At 60.6% G+C, this 26,398-nt stretch carries 18 protein-coding genes; 7 read left to right on the forward strand and 11 right to left on the reverse strand.

The window, feature by feature from the left end:
- Nucleotides 1–120 precede the first annotated feature (120 nt).
- From EPZ47_RS16350 to EPZ47_RS16360, 3 genes are all read left to right on the forward strand, one after another.
- Nucleotides 121–948 (forward strand): helix-turn-helix transcriptional regulator, encoded by an 828-nt coding sequence (locus tag EPZ47_RS16350; protein ID WP_135845740.1) that lies wholly within the window; start codon nucleotides 121–123, stop codon nucleotides 946–948.
- 87 nt (nucleotides 949–1,035) lie between these two features.
- Nucleotides 1,036–2,460, forward strand: a complete 1,425-nt coding sequence (gene adeC / locus EPZ47_RS16355; RefSeq protein ID WP_135845741.1) for an AdeC/AdeK/OprM family multidrug efflux complex outer membrane factor — start codon at nucleotides 1,036–1,038, stop codon at nucleotides 2,458–2,460.
- A gap of 6 nt (nucleotides 2,461–2,466) precedes the next feature.
- Complete coding sequence (locus tag EPZ47_RS16360; protein WP_135845742.1) at nucleotides 2,467–2,673, forward strand: hypothetical protein; 207 nt, start codon at nucleotides 2,467–2,469, stop codon at nucleotides 2,671–2,673.
- A gap of 79 nt (nucleotides 2,674–2,752) precedes the next feature.
- Here the strand turns inward: EPZ47_RS16360 and hemN are convergent, their stop codons facing one another.
- From hemN to EPZ47_RS16375, 3 genes are all read right to left on the reverse strand, one after another.
- Nucleotides 2,753–4,141 carry an oxygen-independent coproporphyrinogen III oxidase gene (gene hemN, locus EPZ47_RS16365; RefSeq protein WP_135845743.1) on the reverse strand — a complete coding sequence of 463 codons (1,389 nt, stop codon included), beginning with the start codon at nucleotides 4,139–4,141 and terminating at the stop codon, nucleotides 2,753–2,755.
- On the reverse strand, nucleotides 4,138–5,511 hold the full coding sequence (locus EPZ47_RS16370; RefSeq protein ID WP_135845744.1) for an oxygen-independent coproporphyrinogen III oxidase: 1,374 nt from the start codon (nucleotides 5,509–5,511) through the stop codon (nucleotides 4,138–4,140). The genes hemN and EPZ47_RS16370 overlap by 4 nt, the downstream gene beginning before the upstream one ends.
- Before the next feature lie 96 nt (nucleotides 5,512–5,607).
- On the reverse strand, nucleotides 5,608–6,051 hold the full coding sequence (locus EPZ47_RS16375; RefSeq protein ID WP_135845745.1) for a CopD family copper resistance protein: 444 nt from the start codon (nucleotides 6,049–6,051) through the stop codon (nucleotides 5,608–5,610).
- Between the two features lie 316 nt (nucleotides 6,052–6,367).
- On the opposite strand from EPZ47_RS16375, the gene EPZ47_RS16380 reads away from it, so the two are divergent.
- Nucleotides 6,368–7,330 carry an IS110 family transposase gene (locus tag EPZ47_RS16380; RefSeq protein WP_135845746.1) on the forward strand — a complete coding sequence of 321 codons (963 nt, stop codon included), beginning with the start codon at nucleotides 6,368–6,370 and terminating at the stop codon, nucleotides 7,328–7,330.
- Nucleotides 7,331–7,536: 206 nt separating this feature from the next.
- Nucleotides 7,537–13,152, forward strand: coding sequence for a putative Ig domain-containing protein (locus tag EPZ47_RS16385; RefSeq protein ID WP_135845747.1), 5,616 nt, complete (start codon nucleotides 7,537–7,539; stop codon nucleotides 13,150–13,152).
- Between the two features lie 154 nt (nucleotides 13,153–13,306).
- Here the strand turns inward: EPZ47_RS16385 and EPZ47_RS16390 are convergent, their stop codons facing one another.
- The 3 genes from EPZ47_RS16390 to EPZ47_RS16400 are packed head-to-tail and all read right to left on the reverse strand — an operon-like array spanning nucleotide 13,307 to nucleotide 17,743.
- On the reverse strand, nucleotides 13,307–14,656 hold the full coding sequence (locus tag EPZ47_RS16390; RefSeq protein WP_135845748.1) for a TolC family outer membrane protein: 1,350 nt from the start codon (nucleotides 14,654–14,656) through the stop codon (nucleotides 13,307–13,309).
- A gap of 2 nt (nucleotides 14,657–14,658) precedes the next feature.
- Nucleotides 14,659–16,029 (reverse strand): HlyD family type I secretion periplasmic adaptor subunit, encoded by a 1,371-nt coding sequence (locus EPZ47_RS16395; RefSeq protein ID WP_135845749.1) that lies wholly within the window; start codon nucleotides 16,027–16,029, stop codon nucleotides 14,659–14,661.
- Nucleotides 16,022–17,743, reverse strand: a complete 1,722-nt coding sequence (locus EPZ47_RS16400; RefSeq protein ID WP_135845750.1) for a type I secretion system permease/ATPase — start codon at nucleotides 17,741–17,743, stop codon at nucleotides 16,022–16,024. Before EPZ47_RS16400 ends, EPZ47_RS16395 begins: the two co-directional genes overlap by 8 nt.
- Before the next feature lie 446 nt (nucleotides 17,744–18,189).
- On the opposite strand from EPZ47_RS16400, the gene EPZ47_RS16405 reads away from it, so the two are divergent.
- Nucleotides 18,190–18,801, forward strand: coding sequence for a TetR/AcrR family transcriptional regulator (locus EPZ47_RS16405; RefSeq protein WP_135845751.1), 612 nt, complete (start codon nucleotides 18,190–18,192; stop codon nucleotides 18,799–18,801).
- A gap of 49 nt (nucleotides 18,802–18,850) precedes the next feature.
- On the opposite strand, the gene EPZ47_RS16410 is transcribed toward EPZ47_RS16405, so the two are convergent.
- The 3 genes from EPZ47_RS16410 to EPZ47_RS16420 all read right to left on the reverse strand — a co-directional run bounded on the left by EPZ47_RS16410 (nucleotide 18,851) and on the right by EPZ47_RS16420 (nucleotide 22,711).
- Nucleotides 18,851–19,954, reverse strand: coding sequence for a polyamine ABC transporter substrate-binding protein (locus EPZ47_RS16410; RefSeq protein WP_135845752.1), 1,104 nt, complete (start codon nucleotides 19,952–19,954; stop codon nucleotides 18,851–18,853).
- 39 nt (nucleotides 19,955–19,993) lie between these two features.
- Nucleotides 19,994–21,331, reverse strand: coding sequence for an alginate export family protein (locus EPZ47_RS16415; RefSeq protein ID WP_135845753.1), 1,338 nt, complete (start codon nucleotides 21,329–21,331; stop codon nucleotides 19,994–19,996).
- 117 nt (nucleotides 21,332–21,448) lie between these two features.
- Nucleotides 21,449–22,711, reverse strand: coding sequence for a serine hydrolase domain-containing protein (locus tag EPZ47_RS16420; RefSeq protein ID WP_135845754.1), 1,263 nt, complete (start codon nucleotides 22,709–22,711; stop codon nucleotides 21,449–21,451).
- A 320-nt stretch (nucleotides 22,712–23,031) separates the two neighbouring features.
- Between EPZ47_RS16420 and EPZ47_RS16425 the strand changes: the two genes are divergently transcribed.
- Nucleotides 23,032–24,135: a sigma-54 interaction domain-containing protein gene (locus EPZ47_RS16425; protein ID WP_135845755.1), complete on the forward strand. Its 1,104-nt coding sequence runs from the start codon at nucleotides 23,032–23,034 to the stop codon at nucleotides 24,133–24,135.
- A gap of 62 nt (nucleotides 24,136–24,197) precedes the next feature.
- On the opposite strand, the gene EPZ47_RS16430 is transcribed toward EPZ47_RS16425, so the two are convergent.
- Both EPZ47_RS16430 and EPZ47_RS16435 read right to left on the reverse strand, forming a co-directional pair.
- Nucleotides 24,198–24,992 carry an ABC transporter ATP-binding protein gene (locus tag EPZ47_RS16430; protein WP_135845756.1) on the reverse strand — a complete coding sequence of 265 codons (795 nt, stop codon included), beginning with the start codon at nucleotides 24,990–24,992 and terminating at the stop codon, nucleotides 24,198–24,200.
- Between the two features lie 56 nt (nucleotides 24,993–25,048).
- Nucleotides 25,049–26,374, reverse strand: coding sequence for an ABC transporter substrate-binding protein (locus tag EPZ47_RS16435; protein WP_135845757.1), 1,326 nt, complete (start codon nucleotides 26,372–26,374; stop codon nucleotides 25,049–25,051).
- Nucleotides 26,375–26,398 lie beyond the last annotated feature (24 nt).

Consider the following 26,398-nt stretch of genomic DNA (forward strand, 5'->3'; position numbering starts at 1 on the left):
ATATTTGACCCCAGGTATCAAATCCAGAAGAGGCTTCAGCATTTTGAGAAGCGGTCGGATTTTCTTCCGTCAACGATCACTGAGATGCAGAGCTTTTTCGCAGTATGCAGGATAAGCATAATGAATCGACATGCGTATATTGAGGGCGCGGAGAAATCGCACCTCTACGTAGAGCTAGGAAAGCTGATTTCAAGTGTCGGGCACGAGAGTTTCTTGACCAACATGCACCAGATGATCGAAACATCGGTGTCTGTCAGTCGACTCGAATTGAGTGAATGGACAGTCGACGATACCCAATCGAACGTCCTCGATGTCCAGCTGTTAGGGCATGTGGGTTTAGAGAAATACGCGCAAATGCAATCCGCCTGCCCTACCAGCGCGGTACAGCGCAACGATCACCCTTTGGTGAAAAGAGTGCTGGAGGTGGATGACGCCCTGCTGATTCATCTGAACGCCCGGATGAAGGACGAAAAAGGCAACACCTGCCTCGGCACATCCCATCAATGCAATCTGATTTCCCGCAAGGCCAATCGTCGTTGTGTGATCTCGTTGCATCGCCCTCAGGTACAACGCGACTTTTCCCTCCGGGAACTGTCCTTTTTGAAATACCTTTCCGAGACACTGCTGCCTCTGGCGGAGCGCCATGCGCACCTCAATCGGCAGTCTTGCTTCAAAACCCCTGGCAACGCCACGAGCCAGTTACTCAATGCCGTTGACCAGACTCAGTTGCAGCGCGATTTCCATGAGCGGCTGAGCCCGTGCGACGTGACCCTTTCGGTGCGGGAAAAAGAAGTGTGCCTGGGGTTGCTGGCCGGAGGCACCGTACCGGAGATCGCAGAAAAGCTCAGGGTCAAGAACAGCTCCATCGAAACCTATCTCAAACGTGCCGCCGCCAAGCTGGGCGTCAGCGGGCGACATGGGCTGGCGAAATGGATGATCGGATCATGACGACGCGCGGCGGGTGAGCGCGGACCCAACAGAACCCGCCTGCCCGCGCCTGCGGGACCTGAACGGGTACCACGATGAGGCAGGTCAATGCGTAGACTCTTGAGCCCCCTGGCGGCCGCGGCATTCATGCTCGGTGGTTGTTCGCTTATCCCGGACTACCAACGCCCCGTTGCACCGATAGCTGGACAATACCCACAGACGTCTGCCTATGCCCCAGCCCTGTCAGGTCCTATCGCGGCCGAGCAGGGTTGGCGCGACTTGTTCCAGGATCCAGTGCTGCAGCAACTTATCGAAGGTGCACTGCTCAACAACCGCGATTTGCGGGTGGCGGCCCTGAACGTCGAGGCTTACCAGGCGCAATATCGGATTCAGCGAGCGGACCTTTTCCCGGCGGTCAGTGCCAATGGCACTGGTACGCGCCAGCGACTGCCGGCCGACCTGACGGGAACCGGCGCCCCCGGCATTAGCCGCTCGTATTCGGCAACATTGGGAATCAGTGCCTATGAGCTGGACTTGTTCGGGCGAATACGCAGCCTCAGCGACGAGGCCTCGCTGGTCTACCTGTCCAGCGAAGAAGCCCGTCGCAGCACCCAATTGAGTCTGGTGGCCAGCGTGGCCAGCGCCTACCTGACCTGGCGTGCCGATCAGGAACTGTTGGCGCTGACCCACGACACCCTACAGTCCTACGAGCAAAGCCTGCGCCTGACCGAGCGCAGTAATCAGGTCGGCACCGCCTCGGCGCTGGACTTGAGCCAATCGCGCACTTCGGTGGAAAGCGCCAAGGCCAGCTTGGCCAAATTCCAGCGCCAGGTCGCCCAGGACCTCAACAACCTGACGTTGCTGGTGGGCACGTCGGTCGCCGATGAGCTGCCCGGCCGCCCACTGGCGTCCGACTTGCTCAGCGAAGTGCCCGCAGGCTTGCCTTCGGACTTGTTGCAACGGCGGCCGGACATTCTTGAGGCCGAGTACCTGCTGCAATCGGCCAATGCCAACATCGGTGCGGCCCGTGCCGCATTCTTTCCGAGCATCAGCCTGACCGCCAATGCCGGCAGTTCGAGCAGCGAACTGTCCGGGTTGTTCAAGGGTGGTTCGGGCAGTTGGACGTTCCAACCGCAGATCAACCTGCCGATTTTCAATGCCGGCAGCCTTCGGGCGAGCCTCAATTATTCGAAGATCCAGAAAGACATCCGCGTGTCGCAATACGAGAAAGCCATCCAGACCGCCTTCCAGGAAGTGTCCGATGGCTTGGCGGCGCGCAAGACCTATAAAGACCAATTGATCGCCCAACGCGATCTGGTCCAGGCCAACCAGGACTACTACCGCTTGGCGGAACGACGCTATCGCATTGGCGTGGATAGCAGCCTGACGTTCCTGGATGCCCAACGCTCGCTGTTCAGCGCCCGACAAACCCTGATCGTCGACCGGCTGTCGCAGTTGCTGGCCGAGGTCAACCTGTACAAGGCCCTGGGCGGAGGTTGGGTAGAACGCACAAACAAAGTGACTGTGAGGTGACTGCAGATGGGCACATTCGAACCAGGGGCACTTGTACGCCTACGCTCGGGAGGTAAAACAATGGTGGTCAAACACTCTTCGTCGATCTCCCAGTTGCCCGATACCTTGCTGCTGCTGTGCGAGTACCGGGCCAAGAAGCGCCTGGTACAAGGCTTCTATGCGATCCGCGACTTGATCCCGATCTCTGGAACCCCGGGCAGCGAAAGATCCTAGCGAACCTGGGAATCGGGACGAACACCAGCCCTTGTGACGAGGGCAGCCCGATGCCCCCTGCTCTTTCTTACCTGCGTCGTCAGACCGTACGTGAATACTGGACCGTCTTGTCGACCTCCAGATACGCGTCAAAAGCCATGGCGACGCTGCGCATCATCAATTGCCCTTGGGGCAGCAGCACCAGCGCTTGATCGGTGATGTCCAGCAGGCCGTCGCGAACCTGCTCGCGGAGCCGCTCCAGCGCATCGGCGAAATACTCGGTAAAACGAATGCCGTGCTCGGCCTCGATCTGGCCGAACTCTACCCGTCCATGGCACATCAGCTCGCTGATGACCTCGCGCCGCAAGCGGTCATCGTCGCTCAGGCGATAGCCGCGCTGCACCGGTAGCAAGCCTTGATCCAGACGGGCGTAATACTGGGATAGCTCCTTGACGTTCTGGTTGTAGCTATCGCCGACCTTGCCGATCGAGGACACGCCCAGGCCAATCAAATCGCAGTCGGCGTGAGTGGAATAGCCCTGGAAGTTACGCTGCAACGTGCCCTGGGCGCGGGCGCGCACCAGCTCATCGTCCGGCAAGGCGAAATGGTCCATGCCAATGTAGACATAACCGGCTTCGGTGAGGCGATTGATGGTCAGCTCGAGCAGCTCCAGCTTGCGTTCCGGCGGCGGCATGTCTTCGGGGCGGATCATCCGCTGCGCCCTCACCCGTTGTGGCAGATGCGCATAGCTGTAGGCGGCAATGCGGTCGGGTCGCAGTGCGATGATCTTGCTCAAGGTGACATCGAAACTGGCGATGGTTTGCAGTGGCAAGCCATAAATCAGGTCCACACTGACAGACTTGAAGCGCGCCAGGCGGGCCGCCGTCACCAGCTCGGCCACCTGTGCTTCGCTTTGTACTCGATTGACCGCCACCTGCACCTGGGCGTCGAAATCCTGGACGCCGAAACTCAGGCGGTTGAACCCCAACTGGCGCAGGCCTTGGATCTGTTGCCCATCGATGGTCCGAGGATCGACCTCGATGGAAAACTCATGCTCGTCGCTGTCGTCCATGTCGAACGATTGGTGCAGGCAGTCCATCAGATCAGCCAATTGTTCATGGGTCAGGTAAGTCGGTGTACCTCCTCCCAAGTGCAGTTGGGTCAGTTTGCGCGAGCGGTCGAACAAGGTGGCCTGCTGGGCAATCTCGCGCTTGAGGTACGTCAGGTATTCGGCGGCGCGATGGGTCTTGCGCGTGATGATTTTATTGCACGCGCAGTAATAGCAGAGGCTCTGGCAGAACGGGATATGGATGTACACCGATAACGGCTTGGGCACTGCCGCCTGGTTGCTGCGCTGGGCAGCGTGGCGGTATTCGTCCATGGCAAACGCCTGGTGAAACTGCGGGGCCGTGGGATAAGAGGTGTAGCGCGGCCCCGGGCGGTCGTATTTTTCCACCAGGGCACGATTGAAACCGGATACAGCATTCATGAAGGATTCAACTTTTCAAAAGTATGTGGGCCTGCGTCATCCAACGTGGGATCGAACAGATTGCAGATCGCGTCCACAGTCAGGCGCCCAGCGGGCAGGATGCCGATGAAACGGCTCGACAGTTCAATCAAGCCCTTGTCGTGCAACATCTCCAGCAACGGCCAGATCGACGCGAAGTGTTCGCGAAACTGCAAGCCAAAACGCGCCTCGATGGCCGGGATATCCAGCTCCAGGTCGCAGGAAAGCTGTTCGATCACGGTCGCACTGACCTGATCCTGCGCCTCGCAGCGCCAGCCACGACACACCGGCAACTGCCCGGCGTCCAGCTGCTGACAGTACTGCAGCAGATCGTCAGTGTTCTGCACGTACAAATGTTCGATCTGGGTGACGGCCGACAAGCCAAACCCCACGTGATCGCAGCAACCGTGGCGGGTAAAACCCTGGCAATTGCGATGCAGGCGACCGTGCTCCTGGGCAACCGCCAGGTCATCGTCGGCCCTGACGAACTGCCCCAGGCCGATGTAGTGATAACCCGCGCCGAGCAGTTGCTCGCAGCAAATCCGCCGCATGGCCTCCTTGTCGGCCTGGCTGCAAAAAGCGCCGGCCACCCCAGCGTTTTTCGAGCGGTAACGATAAGGCGCGCGGGCATAGTCGAAAACGTACAGCCGATCGGGCTCCAGCTCGATCAGCGTGGCCAGCTTCAGGGCGAAACTGTGGGGCGTCTGCCAGGCATGGCCGTAGCCAAGGTCAATGTTGATCGAGCGAAAACCAAAGGTCCGCGCCGCATCGATCAGCGAATGAATCGGGGCCGGGTTCTGATAGCAATCGACCGACAAATCACTGTCAGCGCCGATGTCCGGCACACCAATGCTGACATGGGTGAAACCCTGGTCCCGAATCAGACCCATGGTCGACCAGTCGGTGTGGTGCAGATCCACTTCGATGCTGTGATCGCCGCTGTCGTATTCGCAGAAGTCGAAGCGTTTGCGCAGATCACTCATCAGCTTCTGCAAATGAGCGATCACTGGGGTGCCACCGGTCAGGCAAAACTGTTCGACCCGCCGCCCCGGCCCCAGATGGCAGCCGACCAGGCCCATCTCATACGTCAGGCGTTGCAGATAGCCCTCGATTTCCCCGCACCGACAAACGCTGGCCAATGGCGAACACGACGCCAGTCTCAAACGCGAAGGCAGATGCACCGAAAGGGACAGAGGGCGCCGCGTCTGGCGGCTGTCACGCAATCCGCGCAGCAGGTCGAGCGAGCCGATACCACCATGGAATTTTCGCGTGCCGACCGGGCAATCGGCATCAGCCACCGCCGGGGCACTTCCCGCAGGTCGCTCTCCGAGGGTTTGAAACAGGTCGAACATGACAATCTCCGAGTGGCAGCACGGCGACAGTGTCCGACGTTATCCGCCGGGGCTCCTTGACCTGTATCAAGCGCCTTGGAACCACGCCGCTATCGCTCACCACGTGACGTAGAACATGCCCTTGGCCAGCAACACAATCGCCACCATATGGAGAAACACACTGGTATGGATGATGTGCACGTAACGGGCGTTCATGCGGGCGCTTCTGAACAACCACATGGCCCAGAGAAAATGTCCCAGCACACTGCCCGCCAGCAGGATCTTCAGCCCCAGCAGCAAACCGAAGGATGATTGCAATGGCGACGACAGCAACGGCCAATAGCGCAGCCAGACCATGGCGCCACCGGCGCCGAACAGCACCAGCAGCACCCACGGCATCAACTGGCGCGCGCGTTGGCTGATGCCTTGCTCCAGCAGCACCATGACCTTGGCGGGCAGTTGTTTACGGATGCTCTCGAGGAACAGCACCTCGAAAAACACCGTGCCGATGAACACCAGTGCGGCGAACAGGTGCAATGTCAGAAACAGCGGATAGCTCATGGGACTCCTCGGCCACCCGGCTTGACCGGGCGGCGGTTTATTCGAGGTTATCGCGCGGGCGGTACGAGGGGGTTGATGCCAATCAAGGAAAGCATGTGTCCGGTATAAGCTCGCTTGTATGTTTAGACTTGAAGGGGTGGGCGGGACTAAAAGCTCGATTCCGACTCTAGCCAGTACGGACCGTGGGAGACTTCTCGTTCCGCCCTTTCTACCTAAAGCGCCGATAAGGAATTCATCGGTAAAACCGACGATAGAGGCAAGCCAGCGCAAAGGTAGACCCCGACAAGCACCTAAACCCTAGCTCCGAGGATTCGTCATGACAATCCTTAACTCACCAACGGTTATTGGTATCGATGTAGCGAAGGCCGAAATCGTCGTTTACCGCGAAGACCTGAAAATCACTCAAGCCATCGACAACAATCGAGACGCTCTTGGCCGGTGGCTCAAAACACTACCAGCCCAAAGCTCGATTGCGCTGGAAGCCACCAGTTTTTATCACCTGGACACAGCTGAGCTGGCCCATGGAATGGGGTTTCATGTTTACGTTGTGGATCCTTATCGGGTGGCTCATTACCGTGAAAGTATTGGTCTGCGGGCTAAAACTGATCCTTGTGATGCGCGTTTGCTGGCTCGTTATCTAACGAACGAACAAGCAAGGCTGCGTATCTGGAGCCCACCTCCAGAAGCCTACAAAGTGTTAAAAAGCCTGCTTAGAAAACGTGCGGCACTCATCAAGGCCCGCGTCAGCATCGTGCTGAGCTTTTCGAACGAACCGCGTCTGAAGGACATCTTGGCCCGGCAGTTGGAGGTCTTCAAAGAGTCCGATCAGGCCATTCAGAAACTAATGCGTGAGGCCAGCCAAGCGGCAGGGATCACTGAAAACATCAACCGCTGCAAAGCCATTGAAGGGATTGGTGAACTGACGGCCATTGGCTTGGCGACCGCATTCATGCGCGGTCACTTCGTCAGTGGCGATGCATTCATTGCTTTCTTGGGGATGGATTTGCGTCCAAAAGATTCAGGGAAGAAGCACAGTCCTCGTCACTTGAGCAAAAAAGGGGACGGGGAGCTACGACGCTTGGCGCACAACGCCGCGATGGCGGCCTGTCGGTCTCCTGCCTGGAAACCTTACTATGAGGCCTTCTTGGCACGAGGCCTGGCCAGAACTCAGGCCTTGGTTATCCTCGCTCGCAAGTTGTGTCGGGTAGCATTCGCCCTGATGAAAAATCAGAGCGAATACCAACCAAATTCAGGGTTGCAGGGTTCCCCTGCAACATAGAATCTCCCACAGGATTACGCCGCTGAAACCGTCAACATAACGTTACTTTTTTGAAACACCTCACAACCGTTGATCAGTTACTCCGTTTTTTTGACACTTCACCGATATTCGGTCACAACTTTTGCGCTCCGCTGGGTCATAACACGGTGGCTGCCGATGGAATATTGGCATCTAGCGCGGTTCTAGCCAGATACGGAGATAAGCTCATGATTTTCAACGTACAATATTTTGGCGCCAAAGGAGATGGCATCACCGATGACACGGCGGCGATACAAAGTGCGATTGATGCGGCGGCCGCGGCAGGTGGAGGTCAGGTGTACATGCCGACCGGAACTTATATCGTTTCGGCAGGCGAGGAACCCTCCGACGGCTGTTTGATGCTTAAAAGCAACGTCTACCTGTACGGCGACGGCATGGGCGAAACCACGGTCAAGGTGGCGGACGGCTCCGACACCAAAATCACCGGGATCATCCGCTCCGCCTATGGCGAGGAAACCCACGACTTCGGAGTCAGCAACCTCACCATCGACGGCAACCGTGACAACACCACAGGCAAGATCGACGGCTGGTTCAACGGCTATATCCCTGGCGAAGAGGGCTACGACTCCAACGTCACCCTCGACAGCGTCGAGATCAAGGACTGCTCCGGGTACGGTTTCGACCCCCATGAGCAAACCGTCAACATGGTCATCAAGAACAGCGTGGCCCACGGCAACGGCCTGGATGGCTTCGTTGCCGACTTCCTCAGTGACAGCACCTTCGAAAACAACATCGCCTACGACAACGACCGTCACGGTTTCAACGTCGTCACCAGCACCCACGATTTCACCATGACCAATAACGTCGCCTACGACAATGGCGGCAATGGCATCGTGGTGCAGCGTGGCAGCGAGGACATTCCCTCGCCCAGCAACATCACCATCACCGGTGGCGAGGTGTACGGCAACGGCGCCGAAGGGGTGCTGATCAAGCTGTCCAGCGAAGTGACCGTCAGCGGCGTCGACATTCACGACAACACCAGCGCCGGGATCCGCATCTACGGCAGTAACCACGTCGAGATCATCGATAACACACTCAACAACAATTCCCTGGGCGCACCGGTACCGGAAATCATCATCCAGTCCTACGATGACACCCTGGGGGTGTCCGGCAAGTACTTCAACGGCAGCGATAACACGATCCAGGGCAACGTCATCAGCGGCAGCGACCTGTCGACCTACGGTGTCGCCGAACGCAACGAAGACGGCACTGATCGCAACGCGATCATTGCCAACACCATCAGCCACACCAGCAAGGGCGCCACGCTGGTCTATGGCGACGGCAGCTATGTCAGCGCCACCGTGCCGATGACCACCGTGCAAGGCACGGCGGGCAACGACACCCTGCTGGGCAGCGCCGCCAGCGAGATTTTCTACGGCGGCGCCGGCAACGACACCATCAATGGCGGAGCCGGTGTCGATATTCTGGTGGGTGGTGCAGGCCTCGACAAACTCACTGGCGGCACGGGCGCCGATACGTTCCGGTTCGTCGCTCAATCCGACAGTTACCGGAACGCCACCTCAAGTTTCGATGACACCATCACCGACTTCGATGTCACCCAGGACAAGATCGACCTCGCCGGCCTCGGTTTCACCGGCCTGGGCAATGGCCGTGGCGGCACCCTGCAAGTCAGCTACAACGCCAGCAGCAACCGCACCTACATCAAGGACTACGACGCCGATGCCAGCGGCAATCGCTTCGAACTGATCCTTTCGGGCAACCTGGCCAGCACCCTGACCGCCAGCAACTTCATCTTCAATCGTGTGATCACCGGCACCAGCGCCAGCGACTCGCTGTCGGGTAGCGATGCCGCTGACACCCTGCTCGGCCTGGCGGGCAACGACAGCCTCAGTGGCGGCGCGGGCGACGACAAACTCGACGGCGGCGCCGGCATGGATACCCTTACCGGTGGCACCGGGGCGGACACCTTTGTGTTTTCCAACCGCCTGGACAGTTACCGCAACTACAACACCGGCGGCGCCAATCTTGGCGACGTGATCACCGACTTCAATATCTCCGCCGACAAAATCGACCTTTCAGCCATGGGCTTCACTGGCCTGGGGGATGGCAGGAACAACACCGTGTACCTGGTACTCAACAGTGCCGGCACCAAGACCTACATCAAGTCCCTGGACGCCGACGCCAATGGCAACCGCTTCGAAGTGGCATTGGACGGCAACTACCTCAACACGCTGACCAACGCCAATTTTGTCTTCGCCACCTCCTCGCCAACCAACCAGGCACCGGTACTGGCCACGCCGTTGCTGGACCAGAACGCGACCGAAAACACCCCGTTCAGCTACGTGGTGCCGGCCACCAGCTTTACCGACCCGGATAACGACAGCCTCAGCTACACCGCCAAGCTGGCCAATGGCAGCGCCCTGCCCAGTTGGCTGGTTTTCGATGCGGCCACCCGTACGTTCAGCGGCACCCCCAGCGACACTGCGTCGGGTACTTACTCCATACAGGTCACCGCGACCGACGGCAGCAACGCCACCGTCAGCGACAGCTTTACCCTCGCGGTGCAGGACGTGCCCACCGCCCCCACCGTGATCAACGGCACACCAAACAACGACACGCTGACCGGCACCGCGGCCAACGAGCAGCTGTTTGGCGGCGCCGGTAACGACACCCTCAATGGCGCCGCCGGCAACGACATCCTGGTGGGGGGTACTGGCGTGGACAAACTCACCGGCGGTGCGGGTGCCGATGTGTTTCGCTACGCCTCCAAGCTCGACAGCTACCGCACCAGCTCCACCAGCGCCAGTGACCAGATCCTCGATTTCGATGTGGCCGCCGACAAAATCGACGTCTCGGCGCTCGGCTACACCGGCCTGGGCAATGGCCTGAACGGCACACTGCAAGTGACCTACAGCGCCTCCACCAACCGCACCTACCTCAAGGACCTCACGGTGGACGCCAACGGCAACCGCTTCGAGGTATCGCTGGCGGGCAACCTGGTGAGCAGCCTGACGGCCAGTCATTTTGTCTTCGCCGACCAGAACACGCCCAGCAATGTGGCACCGGTCGTGGCCATCCCGCTCCTCGACCAGAATGCCACCGAAAGCACGCCGTTCAGCTACACCGTGACCCACGACAGCTTCACCGATGCCAACCAGGATGTACTGACCTACACCGCAACCCTGGCCGATGGCAGCGCCCTGCCCGCCTGGCTGAGCTTCAATGCCAGCAACCTGACCTTCACCGGTACCCCCACCAGCACCGCGTCCGGCAACTACAACGTCCTGGTCAAGGCCACCGATCCTTCAGGCGCTTCGGTCAGCGACAGCTTCGCCCTGACCGTGGCCGATGCGCCCGCCAACACCATCACCGGCACTAACAACGCCGAAACCCTCAACGGCACGGCCGGCGCGGACCTGATCCTCGGCCTCGCTGGCAACGACACGATCAAGGCCGGCACCGGCACGGACATCGTCGACGGCGGCGCCGGACGCGACTCGCTGTACGGCGGCGACGGTGCCGACACCTTCCGCTACACCAACGTCCTCGACAGCTATCGCGACTACGACACGGGTGGCGTGACGGCCACCGACACGATCTATGACTTCACCGCAGGCGTCGACAAAATCGACGTTTCAGGACTGGGTTTTCTCGGCCTTGGCGATGGCAGCAATGGCACGCTGTACATGACCCTGAACGCGGCTGGCGACAAGACCTACATCAAATCCGCCGAGGCCGACGCCGAGGGCAATCGTTTTGAAATCGCCCTCAGCGGCAACTACCTCAACACCCTGACCGCCAGTGATTTCGTGTTTGGCGAACGTGCCCAGCAAGACATCCTCTACATGCCGACCCTTGGCCAATCCAATGCGCGCCTGCTGCGCATGACCGAAGATGACGACCAGTCCGGCACCTCCATGCTGGTCAATGACCTGGACCGGTACACCACCTATGACGTGCGCAGCCAGTTCACCGATGCCGACGGCAATGGCATCGACATCGCGGTGGGCGGCAGCACGGTCAACGGCCTGTCCACCCTGGGACCCGATGAGCTCAAATTGTGCTGGTGGTTGACCGACACCAACCAACCGGGACCTGCGCTGTTGCGGGCCGTGACGCTGTTGCGCGAACAACTCACCGAGCTGCAATCGATCGATAACGTCACCATGGGCATCATTTGGGGCCAGGGCGAGGAAGCCGCCCAGGAGATCGCCCGGTCCACGGACAAAGTGGCGGCGGCAGCGGCCTACAAGGCCGCGACCCTGAAGGTGTTTGATTACCTGCACGCCCAGTTCGGCAATTTCAGCGTGTACCTGATGGAAACCGGTCACTACGAGGAGGATGCCGCCCGTGCCCGGGGCTATTCGGAGGAGAAAATCGCCTCCATCGTCGAGGGTGTCGGCTACGTCCGCGCCGCCCAGGAGGCCATGGCCGCCGAACGCGCCGACGTCAAACTGGCGGTGGACTACACCGACCTGCCCTTGCGCTACGAAGTCGATCCGCTGGTGTACCCCGATGACGTCTGGCACTTGCACGAGGAATCGGCGGAAATCGTCGGCCAGCGCCTGGCCGACTACATCGCCGATGATCTTGGCTTCCAGGGCAACCCCAACGACAACAACAGCGTGCAGGACATTTTCGACAACGCGCAGAACCAAGGTGGAATGATTGCCGGCACCGACCAGGACGATACCCTGGTCGGCAGCTCGGGTAACGACACCCTGGATGGCGACCTGGGTGCCGACACCCTGACCGGTGGCGATGGCAACGATATCTATGTGGTCGACAACGCGTTCGACAGCGTGGTGGAAAGCAACACCTCGACCGCTCAGGTCGATACGGTGCAAGCGTCGGTCAGTTGGACCCTGGGCGCCAATCTCGAAAACCTGGTGCTCACCGGGGTGTCGGAGATCGACGGCACTGGCAATGAGCGGCGCAACTTCATCACCGGCAACGCCGCCAATAACGTGATCGATGGCGCCGCCGGGGTCGACAGCATGAGCGGTGGCGATGGCAACGACACTTACTATGTCGACAACGCCGACGACGCCGTGATCGAGACCAACAGCAACACGGTGCCTGGCGGCATCGACAGTGTCCACAGCAGCTTGGCGGCCTATACCCTGGGCAACAACGTCGAGAATTTGTATATCGACAGCACGGGCGCCGCCAATGGCACGGGCAACGCCCTGGACAACACGCTGTTCGCCGGCGCCGGCAACAACGTGCTGGATGGGCGCGACGGCAATGACACGGTCTCGTTTGAACGGGCCCTGGCCGGCGTTACCGTGAACCTCTCGACCTCTGCGCAACAGAACACCGTGGAGTCCGGGCTCGACACCCTGAAATTCATCGAGAACCTCACGGGAGGCGCCTACGCCGACACGCTGTCGGGAAATAGCGCGGCGAACGTTCTGAACGGTGGCGCGGGCAACGATACGCTGGTGGGTGGTTCGGGCGATGATCGACTGATTGGCGGCGCAGGCACCGACAACCTCACCGGTGGCACGGGCGCCGACACCTATGCGTTCGGCGCGTTGTCGGACATGGGCGTCGGTGCTTTGCGCGATGTGATCAACGGCTTCAAGACCACCGAGGGCGATCACCTTGATCTCACCGGCCTGGACGCCAACCCGCTGACCGCCACGGTCGACGCCTTCACGTTCATCGGCAGCAACGCCTTCGACCCCACCAACGCCACCGGCCAACTGCGCTTTGTCGATGGCATCGTCTACGGCAGCACCAACGCCGACGCCACCCCCGAGTTCGAATTCGAACTGGTGGGCGTCAAGGAGCTGCATGCCAGCGACTTCACCGCCTGATCTGATGGGGCGAGTCATTCAGCATGGATGCTGAGCGACCCACCGCTATCGCGAGCAGGCTCGCTCCCACAGGGGATTGGCTGTGCCTCAAAACTCGAAGTTCACCACAGGCAGTAGGCTGAGATCTTAAGCTTTGGTGGGCATCCCGGGTTGTTCAAAACAGGCTTTGCACCCGCTCCAGGACCGCGCGGTTCATCTGGCCGGTGTGGGTGTGCAGGCTCACATAGCTTTGCAGCATGTCGAGTTTGGTGTTGAGCAGGTCTCGACGGGCCTGGAATAGCCGTTGCTGCGCATCAAGAATATCCACCGTGGAGCGCACGCCGCCCTGGAAGCCTTTTTCCGTGGAGGTCAGTGCCCGCTGATTGGACTCCACCGCACGCTGCATCGCCTTGCTCTTGGTGAACCCGGCCACCACCCCCAGGTAATCGGCTTCGATATCCTCGGCCAATTGTTGCCGCTGCACGTCATAGTCGGACTGGGCACCGGCCAGTTGCGCTTCGGCCTTGGCCACGGAAGCGCGTACCGCGCCGCCACGGTACAACGGAATATCCAACTGAACCCCCACGTAGTAGGTGTCCTGGCGCGGGTCGAGCTCCTGGTACTGGCGGGTTTCCCGGCGGGTCAGTTGCGTGGTCAGCGACAGGGTCGGGTAATGCCCGGCGCGCTGGCTGTCGGCCTGCGCCTCGGCGACTCTCACCGCCGCCAGCCGCGCCGCCAGTTCCGGGCTAGCCTCACGGGCGATCGCCGTCCAGTAGGGCAAATCCTGCTCCGGTGGGATCGGACTGCCGGCGGCAATCTCCTCGCGCATCGGCTGGATATCATCGATGGGCACACTCGCCCGACCGGACAACGCTCGCAGCGCAGCCACTCGACGGGCCTGGGCTTCGGCCTCCTGGGCCTCCACCAGATCGAGTCGCGCCTGGGCTTCGTCGATATCGGTGATCGCGCCCTGGCCTCCCTGATAGAGTTTTTTGCTCTGGGTGACCAACCCGTTGATGACGGCTTTCTGCTGGGTGATCAACTTGATTTCGTTCTCGGCCCGGGCGACGTCGAAATACCCTTTGGCCACCCGGTCGTACAGGGTCTGGCCGGCAACGTCGAATAACTGATTGCCCAATTGCCCCCTGGCCTTGCCCTCTTGATACGCCGCCCAGCGCCCCTTGTCGTAGAGCGGTTGCTGCGCAGCCAGGGTGACGTTGTTCGCCTGGTAATCGTTACTGTTGACGTAGCCACTGTCGTCACCGCCGTCGGTACGCCCACCGTAGCCGTAGCGCGAGGACAGCGACACTTGCGGGTAGAGGCCGCCGCGACCGATGTCCTCCTCATGCCGCGAAGCCTCAAAGGCGTGGGCGGCCGATTGCACAGTCGGATCGTTGAGGCGTGAGGCGTCGTAGGCAGCGGTCAGGCTCAGCCCCTCCTCAGCGGCCCATACAGGAATGATTGCTGCCCAACTGGTACACAGGCCTAGCAGTACACGAGAGCGATAGCGGCAACGGTCGGTCATGCTCATTCCTCTTTGAAAGCCGCAAGCAAGCGTTCGCGCAGGGGTTTCATCAGGTAATTCATCAAGGTGCGTTCCCCCGTCACCACCGTGACATCGGCGAGCATGCCGGGGCGCACCAGCAGCCCGGCGCCCTGCAACGAAGCAACGGTCTGGGCAGGAATCTCGACCTTGGCGGAGAAGTACGGTTGGTGCGTCTGTTCATCGATCAATTGGTCCGCCGATACCGTGGTCACCGTACCGGTGACGGTCGGCGTATCCACCCGCTGCAGCGCGGTGAAATGCACATGCACCGGCAACCCGGGGCGCAATTTGTTGGCCATCAGCGGCTCGAAACGCGCAGTAATCGCCATCGGCGCATCCAGTGGCACCACCTGCATCAAAGTTTGCCCGGCCTGCGCGACGCCTCCGACCGTATGAATGCTCAGGTCCATGACCTGCCCGGCCACGGGTGCACGGATCGCGCCGTTGTCGACTTCAAACTGCAAGGCACGAATCTGATCGGCATAACCCGACGCCTCGGCAGAGACCTCGCTCAGCTGGGTTTCGGCATCGCGGCGGAACTCCTGCTGCGCCTGCAAGGCCTTGAGCCGGCTTTCGTTGATCGCCTGGCGAGTCCTGCCGACATCACCCACACCAGACGCAATCTGCCCGGCCAATTGAGCCGCATTGCGCTCGGCCTCGAAGAGCTTGTTGCGCGGAACGTAGCCTTCGCGGGCCAGATCACGCAGGCCTTCGAGTTCCTGTTGCTGGAAGCGCATCTGTGCGTCGTAGTTACGCTTGACGCCTTCATAGCCGAGCAACTGCTGCTGCAACGCCGCCGCTTCGTGTTCGATGATCTGCAAGCGGCTGCCCAGCTCCGCGCGACGGGTCAGAAACAACTGGCTCTGCAAAGCCATGGCCGCCTTGACCCGCGGCTCATCGGCGCGCTCCAGCAGCTCGGCTGGCCACTGGATCTCGGCGCTGCCCAGGCGCTCGGCGATCAACCGCGCCTCGACACTGCGATCGTTGAGCAACTTGCCCAGGGTCACGTCCAGTTGCGACTGCGCCTGCACGGTATTGAGCTGCACCAGCAACTGGCCCTGAGTGACGCGGTCGCCATCACTGACCAGCAGCTTTTCCACGACCCCGCCGACCAATGACTGCACAGCCTTGCGCTCGCCCGCCACCACCACGGTGCCGCTGCCCACGACGCCCTGGTCGAGCGGCGCGAGGAACGCCCAGAGCAGAAAACCGCCCAACGTCAGGACCAGGAAGCCCATGCCATAACGGGCGGCGCCGCCGGCATCGGTACTGGCGCTGGGCAAGGTATTGGCGCTGATCACTCGCATCGCCTGTTCGCTGTGCGTTTGCGCACCTGGAGTCAGATCACGCATCTTCGCCAGCCTCCCGTACCGTGGCCGATCTCGGTGCGGGCATCAACGCCTTGAGCACCCGGTCCCGAGGGCCGAATGCCTGTTGGGTACCGTCCTTGAGCACCAGGATGTGATCGACGATCGCCAGTACGCTGGGCCGATGGGTAATCAGCACCACAGTGCTGCCGGCGGCTTTGAGCACGTTGATGGCCTGCACCAGCGCCGCCTCGCCAGCGTCATCAAGATTGGAATTGGGCTCGTCGAGGACGATCAGCGTCGGGTGCCCATACAGCGCGCGGGCCAGGCCCAGACGCTGTTTCTGCCCACCGGACAAACCAAGCCCGCCGGGCCCCAACGGCGTGTCGTAACCCTTGGGAAACCGCAGGATCATCTCGTGAATACCGGCGTGACGGCTGGCGGCGATGATCTTGTCGGCGTCCTGCTCACCGAAGCGGGCAATGTTGTCGGCCACGCTGCCGTCGAACAGCTCGATATCCTGCGGCAAGTAGCCGAGGTGCGGGCCCAAGGCGTCGTGGGACCACTGGCTGATCTCAGCGTCGTCCAGGCGCACCGACCCGCCCATGGCCGGCCATACCCCGACCAGCGCCCTGGCCAGGGTCGACTTGCCACTGGCACTGGCGCCAACAACGGCAAGCACATCCCCTTTGGCCAGGCTGAAATTAATGCCCCGCAGGATCGGCTGCGAGGCGCCGGGCGGGCCGACATACAGCTGCTCCAGGCGCACCGCGCCGGTGGGCGGTGGCAACGGCATGCGCAGGCGATCGCGTGGGTGCTGGGTCAGGAGCTGGCTCAGGCGCTGATAGCTCTGGCGCCCGGCGTTAAATTGCTTCCACGAGCCGATGGCGATTTCCACGGGGGCCAGGGCACGCCCCAGCAGCAGCGACATCGCAATCATCATGCCCGCCGACAGTTGGCCTTCGAGCACCAGCAATGCCCCGAGGCCCAGGGCCAGCGACTGCCCGGAGATGCGCACGAAACGGGTTGTCGAGGTGATACGGGCACTGCGGTCGCTGGCGTGGGCCTGGGCGGCAATGATGCGCTGTTGCAGCAAACTCCAGCGCTGGCGCAACGGCCCGAGCATGCCCAGCGCCTGGATGACTTCGGCATTGTGCAGCGTGCTGTTCACATAGATCGACGACTGCACACCGAGCCGATTGGCCTCCCCCAGGCGCGCCCGGGTCGCCAGCTCGCCCCACAGCGCCAGGCCGACCAGCACCAGGGCGAGCACCAGCGTCAGCACCCCGAACCACGGATGAAAGATGAACGCCACCAGCAGGAAGATCGGCAACCACGGCGCATCGAGCAAGGCGATCAGGCCCTGCCCGGTGATCAACTGCCGCAGCGTCGCCAGGTCACTGAGTACCTGGGCCGGGTTGGCGTTGTGCTCGCGCAGGCTGCGGGCGAAAGCGGCGTCGAAAATCCGCTCGCCCAGGGCATCGTCCAGCCCCGCGCTCATGCGAATCATCACCTGGCCGCGCACCCACTCGATCAGGGCACTGAACATGAACAGGCCCAGGGCGATCAAGGTGAGCATGAACAAGGTGGTTTCGTTACGGCTGGTGAGGACTCGGTCGTACACCTGCATCATGTAGAGCGACGGCACCAAAACCAGCAGATTGATCACGCCACTGAACAGCGCCAAGGACCAGAAAACCCGGCGATAGCTGAGCAAGGCAGCATCAATGTCATGACGCGGATCGAGTAGAAAGCGCATAGAGAATCAACCCGCAAAAGGAATAGTCGGTCCCAGCGCAATCCATCGCGAGTTATTTGCCCGAAGGCGTCAAAAAAAAGTGCGTCATGTTGCTGACGTGCGGCTATCTGAGCCGATCGTCGGCGCTACAGACGCCAAATACTGACAACGTAACCTTGGGTTAGTGCCGGGCACACAGTGAGCGTTTTCACATCAATGACCAGTGGAACGCTGCCCTTGAAAAAGGACACTGTCGAAATAACTGCTTTAAAAATTTTACTCAGTTAAGTATTTTGCTTGAGTACACAGGTGTAGGCCATGCCACAAACCTGTGGGAGCGAGCTTGCTCGCGATGGCGTCATGTCAGCCACATCAATGTCAACTGGTCGACCGCTATCGCGAGCAAGCTCGCTCCCACAGGATTACCGCATTGCGCCGCCCTCCTCTTTCTATGACAAGGACCTCCCGTGAGCGGACTGCGTGAACGTCAAAAAGCCGAACGACGCCAAGCCATCAGCAAGGCAGCGGTGGAATTGTTCGAGCGCCAGGGTTTCCAGAACACCACCATCGAACAAATCGCCAGCCAGGCCGGAGTATCGGCACCCACCGTGTTCAAGTACTTCGGCAACAAACAGGAGATCATCCTCGAGATCCTGCACGACGCCGACCAGCGTGCGCTCACGGACACCCGCAGCCAGATCCCGGAAATGGAAGATCCGGTCGAAGCGCTGTGTTACCTGGAGCGGCTGCTTACCGGCTACGCCCTGGAAGTCATGCACCCCAGTCTCTGGCGCGAACTGCTGCCGCTGATTCTGTTTGGTGGCGACAACGGCCTGCCCGAAGGCTATCGCGCCATGAACGATGCGCTCAGGGCTGAAATCAGCGGTTTGATCAGAGAATTGCAGCAGGCCGGCAAGCTGCGCGCCGACCTCGACGTTGAGCTGGCCGCCTTCCTGCTGAACGACTACTCACACTTGCAGCTGTTCAGGCTGGTCAATCAGGAACAGCCGGATATCGAGGCACATTCCACACAGGTGCGGCGTATCACCGAGCTGCTGTTTCAGGGCATGCGCGCCTGAGTACACCCAGCCAGTAAACGCCCGACGCCGCGACGCCGGGCCACGCTGATCAGCGATGGGTCTTGATGGCGGTCCAGGTGCGGGTGCGGATCCGTTCCACGGCGGCCGGCACCGGTTCCAGCGCGAACAGGGTCTTGCGGGCTTCATCCGGCACATACATGGCGGGGTTGTTGCGGATATCGGCGTTCACCAACGCAGTGGCGTCCTTGTTCGGGTTGGGGTAACCGATCTTGTTGCTGATCCGGGCAATCACATCCGGACGCAGGATGTAGTTGATGAACGCGTAAGCCTCTGTGGCATGAGGGGCGTTGGTGGGCACCATCATCACGTCTGACCACATCGGCGCACCCTCCTTGGGCAGCGCCATCTCCACCTTGACGCCCTTGCCAGCATCTTCGGCCAACCGCTTGGCCAAAGCCACGCCGCCAGACCAGCCCACCCCTACGCAGATCTCACCGTTGGCCAGGTCCATGCCGTAGCGCGACGAATTGAAATAGGTGATGTAGGGACGAACCCTGGCCATTGCCTTCTGCGCCTGCTGGTAGTCTTCGCGCTTCTGGCTATTGGGGTCCAGGCCCTCGTAGTGCAAGGCGATGGGTACGATCTCATTGGCCGCATCAAGCAAACCGACACCGCAACTGGCCAGCTTGGCCATATTCTCTTCCTTGAACAGGATGTCCCAGGTATTCATCTGCACGTCGGCCCCAAGCACCTGGCGAACCTTGTCGACGTTGTAGCCGATCAGCGTGGTGCCCCAGAGGTACGGCGCTGCATAGCGATTGCCTTCGTCACCGACGGCCTCCAGGGACTTCATGAACTCGGGGTCCAGATGCTGCCAGTTGGGCAGTTGGCTGCGGTCCAGGGGTTGCACTGCGCCGGCAGCGATCAGGTGACTGACGTTGGAGCTGCTCGGGTACACCACGTCATACCCGGAGTTGCCGGTCAGCAGTTTGGATTCCAGCGTCTCGACACTGTCGAAGACGTCATAGATCGGGCGGATGCCGGTTTCCTCCTGGAAGCTCTTCAGGATTTCCGGCGGCAGGTACTCGATCCAGTTGTAGATCCGCACCGTCCGCTCTTCGGCCAGGCTCGCGCCACTGACCAGCATCGAAACAGCAGTACCCAACAAGGTGTTACGCAAAAGCCTGTTCATGATCAAACACTCCAGCGCGGCCGCGAAGGCTCGCGGCACTTAATAGCGGTAGGTGAAATAGAGTTCCAGCGCGCTGAATTTTTTATCGTCGCCGAACACCTGCTTGGCCGCGGCCATCGGCTTGACCCAGTTGTAGGACAGCGAGGTGCTCAGCGACTTCGAAGCAGCCCAGTCGAGGAAGACTACGCTCTCGTCGGCAAATCGGCGGTCACTGACGGCTGCGCCCATGTAGTTTTTCTCATCCAGCCAGAACTGGTAGTGAATCGCGCCGAGGGTCAGGCCTTCGTTGAGGTGAGTCTTGAGTGAAAACTGCTGGACGTTTTCGTTGCTGTTGAACAGCAGGTAGTTGCCAACAACATCGCCGATCAACCAGGTGCTCCAGTCGACGAACCCCTTGCTCAGGGACTCCCACGCCTCCTGGCGGTTGTCTGTGAGATTGCCGTCGCCGGAAAAGCTCGCGTAGCGGTAACCAATGATCGGGGTCAGCGGCAACGTGTTGAAGGCGTAATCCGCCTGGCCATACCAAGCCTTGGCATCGTAATCCACGCCTTCTCCACTGCCTCGCTCCAGGGCATATTCAGCATTCAGGGTCAGGTCAGGGATGCCCGGGACCTTGGCATTCAACGCCCTCACGTTGTACACCAGCATGCCATCGCGATGTCGCGGCGATGCCCGGCTTATGGGGCCCATGGCCTTGACCTTCATGGCCGTAGCCCCCAGCGTTACCTGATCGTCGAGGTTGTAATCCAGGTTCGCGCCACTCATGCGAAAGTCGCCAAGGTCGCTGTCGGTCCCCAGGCTGAACGCTTGAGCCTTCAAGGCGCCATGGTCCCAGGCAATCACTGCGGAATCCTTGAACGCTGTACGCGGGGCGAGCCAATAGGCGCCGTCTTTCAACTGATCAAGGTTGCCATCCATCACGATGAAACCGGTGCCGATCATGTAGTTCTGACGACCGGCGGTGACTGTCCACTCCCCCGCCCGGAAACCGCCGTAGAGCTCTTCGGTGTCCACCTTGCCATCGGAACGGCGGGTGAAGCCACCCGCATCGCCGTCGCCCAACGTGGTCGCCCCCACCAAAGAGCCGCCAGCCAGCAGGCTGAAGTCCGGCTGCACGGCGTACTCCAGCTTGACGCCGGGTTTGACGTAGAACTCCTGCCAGTCGATTTTGGTGCCGCCGTTCTTACCGCTGCGCATATCGACGCGACCACCGCCGAAATTGACATTACGGGTAGAAACAGCCGCCCCACCGGCAGTGAGGTTGACCTCGCCCTTGAGGTTGCCGTCCTCGAAGGTGTAGCCCGCCCATGCAAGCTGGGTGGTCAGGGGTAACCCAAGCGCTAAGAGCGTTCGGGAAAAACGCGTCATGGAAACCATTTGAAGCTCCTGTGTGATTATTGTTGTTACAGGGCAGTGAATGGCGGCGCAAAACGTCGCCAACACCTGGCCGGGCCAGGTGAACGGAACGCGGATCTCTTGTTTTATCGGGTCACGTCAGCGGGCAAGGTCCGCCGCGATGGCACGCAGCATGCGCACGCTGTCCCCGTCGAACGGGCTGACGGCCTCGCTCAGCGATGACTGCTTGACGATCACCACGCCGGAGGGTTTGTCGACGAACAGGTACTGGCCGTGAATGCCGCCGGCCATGAGTGCCTGGCTGTGGTCGTTGAAGACGTACCACTGGCTGCGATAGGACGCGCCTGGGGTCCATGCCGCGAAGTCTGGGGACGTGACATAGATCGCCGGGTCGGCACCGGCGGCGATCCGGGGGATCGTCTCGCTCGACAGCAGTTGTCGTTCATCCTGACGACCATCGTTGGCCAACAGGCGACCGAAGCGCGCCATGTCTCGCAAGGTCGCACTGAAACCGGCACCGGCAACGCTACGCCCCCAGGGATCGGCCATGAAGTAGCCGTCGCGCTCACAGCCCAATTGGCTCCATAGATCCTGCAGCAACCGGTCGCACGCCTTGCCGCTGGCGCGCTCCATCACCCAGGCCAAGGCTTCGGTGGTGGCGGTCACATAATGGAAGAAGCCACCGTGGCTGCCGCGTTTTTTCAGTGACGGCAGGTATTGATACAAAGACTCGAACTGAGCGTACTGCGCCGGAGCTGGCTGGAAACCACAGGCGTAGCCGTACTGGGAGCTCTCTGAATCCGGATCCTCATAAACCTCGCTGTAATCGATGCCCACCGCCATGTCGAACAGTTGCCTGACCGTGGCATCGCCAAACGCGCTGCCCACCAGTTCCGGCACGTAATACGCGGCGGACAACGTCGGATCCAGTACACCCTCACTGACCAACTGTTCGCCCAGGGTGCCGATCAGCGACTTGGTCACTGAAAACATGATGTGCCGGTCCTGGGGACGCTGGCCGTTGAAGTACCGTTCAAACAGCAGTGTGTCGCCTTGCAGCACCAGAAAGGCGTCGGTCTGGCTGGCGATCAGATGCTCGATCACGCTGATGCTCAAACCCGACTCGCTGTCGAAGTGCAGCTCATCCAGCGGCCGAGGAGCCTGTTCAAACCGACTGATCGGCCCGCCCCCTGCCTGCACATCAATGGACGGACGCAGACGCGCCAGGTTGCGAAACCCCCATTGATTGAACGGAGGTCGCATCCAGTTGCTCCAGGTAACGCGACGGTGTGGTTCGGCCGGAAAGCCTTGCATGAGTAATGGCGCGCTGCAGGTGTCGGACGGCGATTCAGTCGCCTCGACGTAAAGACGTGCCAACGAAGGCATGGTGTTCTGACTCATCGGGTTGCCCCTGAAAAGTGACTCTGCGTGAAAGCAGATGCAGGGGAATAATTACTCGCTATTTATTTTTAGTCAATAAAGTTTTTTATTGATTGTTTTTTATTTGACACAGCTTTTCGCAGGGCTATGCGCAAGAGTTGCTTCATTCCAGTGCCATGACTGTCGTCGAAGACGCTAAGCAAATAACTTAAAGTTATTTGTTCTGTTGTTTTTAGATCATTTAGATTAATCCTTACGCCCAATGGCTCCGCGCGGTGATGCCATCACGGAGCGTTGGCACTCACCATCAGTCACTGCACTCTCATTAACGGGCCACCGTCATGCAGCTCCTCACGCTTCCCCCTTCTCCCGGCCTGGCCACCTCGATTCGCGCCACGGCCCAAGTCTTTGAAGACCCGACGTCCCGGGCGCTGTTGGCGCATCTGCAACGCGTAGCGCCCAGTGATGCCAGTGTGTTGATCATTGGCCAGACCGGCACCGGCAAGGAGCTGGTCGCCCGCCATGTACACAACCTCAGCGCCCGCCGCGACAAGCCGTTCGTGGCGGTCAACTGCGGGGCGTTTTCCGAGACGCTGGTGGAGGCCGAACTGTTCGGCCATGAAAAAGGCGCCTTCACCGGCGCATTGACGGCCAAGGCCGGCTGGTTCGAGGAGGCCGACGGTGGCACGCTGTTCCTGGATGAAATCGGTGATTTGCCGCTGCCGATCCAGGTGAAGCTGCTGCGGGTGCTGCAAGAGCGTGAAGTGGTCCGCCTGGGCTCGCGCAAGAGCATCAAGATCAATGTCCGGGTACTGGCGGCCACCAATGTGCAACTGGAAAAAGCCATCAACGCCGGGCACTTTCGCGAGGATCTCTACTACCGTCTCAATGTCGTCAGCCTGGCGCTCAAGCCCTTGCGCGAACGCCCCGGCGACATCCTCCCGTTGATCCGCCACTTCATCGCCGAGTACAGCCGCAGGCTGGGTCACGGTGAGGTAACGCTGGACGCCCAGGCGCAGCGCAAACTGCTCGACTACTCCTGGCCGGGGAATATCCGCGAGCTGGAAAACGTCATCCATCACACGCTGCTGATTTGCCGTAACAACGTGATCGGCGAACAGGACCTGCACCTGTCGAACTTTCGCATCGAGCGCCAGGACAACCCGCAGGAAAGCGCCCCTCAAAGCGCCGAGACACTCTTGCAAAAGGCCTTTGAAAAACTGCTCGAGCAGGAGCACGGCAACCTCCATGAGCAGGTCGAAGCAGCGCTGTTGCGTGCCGCCTATCGTTACGCCAATTGCAATCAGGTGCACACCGCCAGCTTGCTGGGCCTGAGCCGCAACGTCACGCGCACGCTGCTGATCAAGTTTGGTGAGCTGGTGGTCAACAAACGTCGTTCAACGTTGAGCACACAGGATGGTCGGGTGATCAACCTGTCTACCTGAATTCCCCCCATGGCGAGGGAGCAAGCTCCCTCGCCACAATAGCAACTCGGCGGTGTGCTCGTTTATGGGGAGCGCTGCTCTTCAATCCCGGCAGCTTCCTGCCCTCTCGCTTGCGCGCCCAAATAAAAATCCTGGAGATCGTCGCGGGTCGCCAGTTGTTCGGCGCTGCCTTCGCTGACCACGCGACCGCTTTCCAACACATAGCCATAGTGGGCATGACGCAGGGCGATGTTGATGTTCTGTTCGGCGATCAAAAAGCTCACGCCATCGCGCTGATTGAGTTGGCGGACGATTTCGAAGATTTCCTCGACGATCTGCGGCGCCAGGCCCATCGACGGTTCGTCCAGCAACACCAGTTGCGGCTTGGCCATCAGCGCGCGTCCGATCGCGATCATCTGTTGCTCGCCACCCGAGGTGTAGCCGGCCAGGCTTTTGCGCCGCAGTTTCAGACGGGGAAAATGGGCGTAGACCCACTCCAGGTCGGCCAGAAGCTGGCGCCGCGGAACCTGGCGCGCCAGGGCGCCGGCCAAGAGATTTTCTTCCACGGTCAACTGGGCAAAGCAGTGCCGGCCCTCCAGCACTTGCAGCAATCCGTTCGCCGCCAGCGTGTGAGGCGCACTGTGGGTCACCTCCTTTCCCTGGTACACAATCCGCCCCCGCACCACTTCGCCCCGTTCGGCGCGCACCAGGTTGGAGGCCGCTTTCAAGGTCGTGCTCTTACCCGCGCCGTTGGCGCCCAGCAGCACCACGACCTGCCCTTTTGCCACCGTCAGCGACACGCTGCGCACGGCCAGGATGGTGTGTTCGTAGAGCACTTCAATATCGTCGATCTGCAGGATCGGCACTTGCGTGGTCATGCTTTTCGCCTCTTCAGGGAGCGACCGGACGCGAGCGTCCGGGTCGCCGTGATACCTCAGGATTCCTTGCTGCAATCACGCGGGGTAATGCCTTTTTCCCGGGCGTACTGATGCGAAGAGGCTTCAATGATCGGCCGCAGCAAGGCGCGGTCGGCCTGCACCCAGTCGCTGATCAGCTTCCACTGGGTCCCGTCCCATTGCTGGAAGCGCACCGCACCACCGCCTTCATGGTCCGCGCACGACAGCTGCAATGGCTGCACCAGGCCCAGCGCCCCCAGTTCCTTGAGTCGGGCGTCGTCGAGCTTGAGATTCTCGAACCCCCAACGCACCTGCTCACCGGTCAGCGGCTGCTTGCCGAACTTCTGCTGGGCAATCCGTAGCGCCTCAACGTTGAGGATGCCGTTGACCACGCCGAGGTTGTAATACACGGTGCCGAACCGCTTGGGATCGGCCAAGTCGCCATGACCGGCGTCGACCACTTGCTGCTTGATGCCCTGCAGAACCGGAAAATCGGTGCCCGAAGGGTGAGTGGTGATGGCGATGAAGCCCTTGGCCGCGGCACCGGCCGGCGCCGCGTCATCCTCGGAATTGCTCCAGATATTGCCAATGATGTGGTCGGCCGGGAAACCGACTTTCTGCGCGGTTTTCAGCGCCACCGGGTTCATCACCCCCCAACCGCGCAAGATCACCCAATCGGGTTTTTCCCGGCGGATATTCAGCCATTGCGATTGTTGCTCGTTGCCCGGGTGCGGCACCTCCAGCAAGGTCAGCGCAAAGCCGTACTTGTCGGCCAGGGTTTGCAGGACCTCGTTGGTTTCCTTGCCATAGGGCGAGCCGTGATACAAGGTGACGATCTTCAGGCCCTTGAGTTTGTCCAACCCGCCAGCGCGCTGGCCGATGTAGTTGATGATCGCCGAGACCTCGGAATACGGGTTCAACTGCAACGGAAAAACGTAGGGAAACACACTGCCGTCGGTGGAATCCGTGCGACCGTGGTTGATGGTGATCAGCGGCAGTTTGTCGGCTGTCGAACGCTCCAAAGTGGCATAGGCGATGCCCACCGACAACGGGTTGGTGGCCGCCGCTGGCGCGCCGTTCAAGCCTTTCTTCAGGCGCTCATAGCACTCGACGCCTTTTTCCACCACGTACTCGGTTTCGCACTCGCTCCAGGTCAGCTTGACGCCATTCACGCCGCCGTTGGCGTTGACGTACTTGAGGTAGTCGATGAAGCCGCCGAAAAAACCGGTCCCGCCGGCCGCATAAGGACCGACACGATAGCTTTGCAGCGGGAAGTATTGTTCGTTGTCCGCCTGGACGGAAAAGGCTGCGGCGGTGAGGCTGAGCGCCAGTGCCAGGCTGCTGGCGAATGATCGTTTGAACATCGGATTTTCCTTGTGATGAAGCCA

The organism is Pseudomonas viciae, assembly GCF_004786035.1.
Classification (GTDB): domain Bacteria; phylum Pseudomonadota; class Gammaproteobacteria; order Pseudomonadales; family Pseudomonadaceae; genus Aquipseudomonas; species Aquipseudomonas viciae.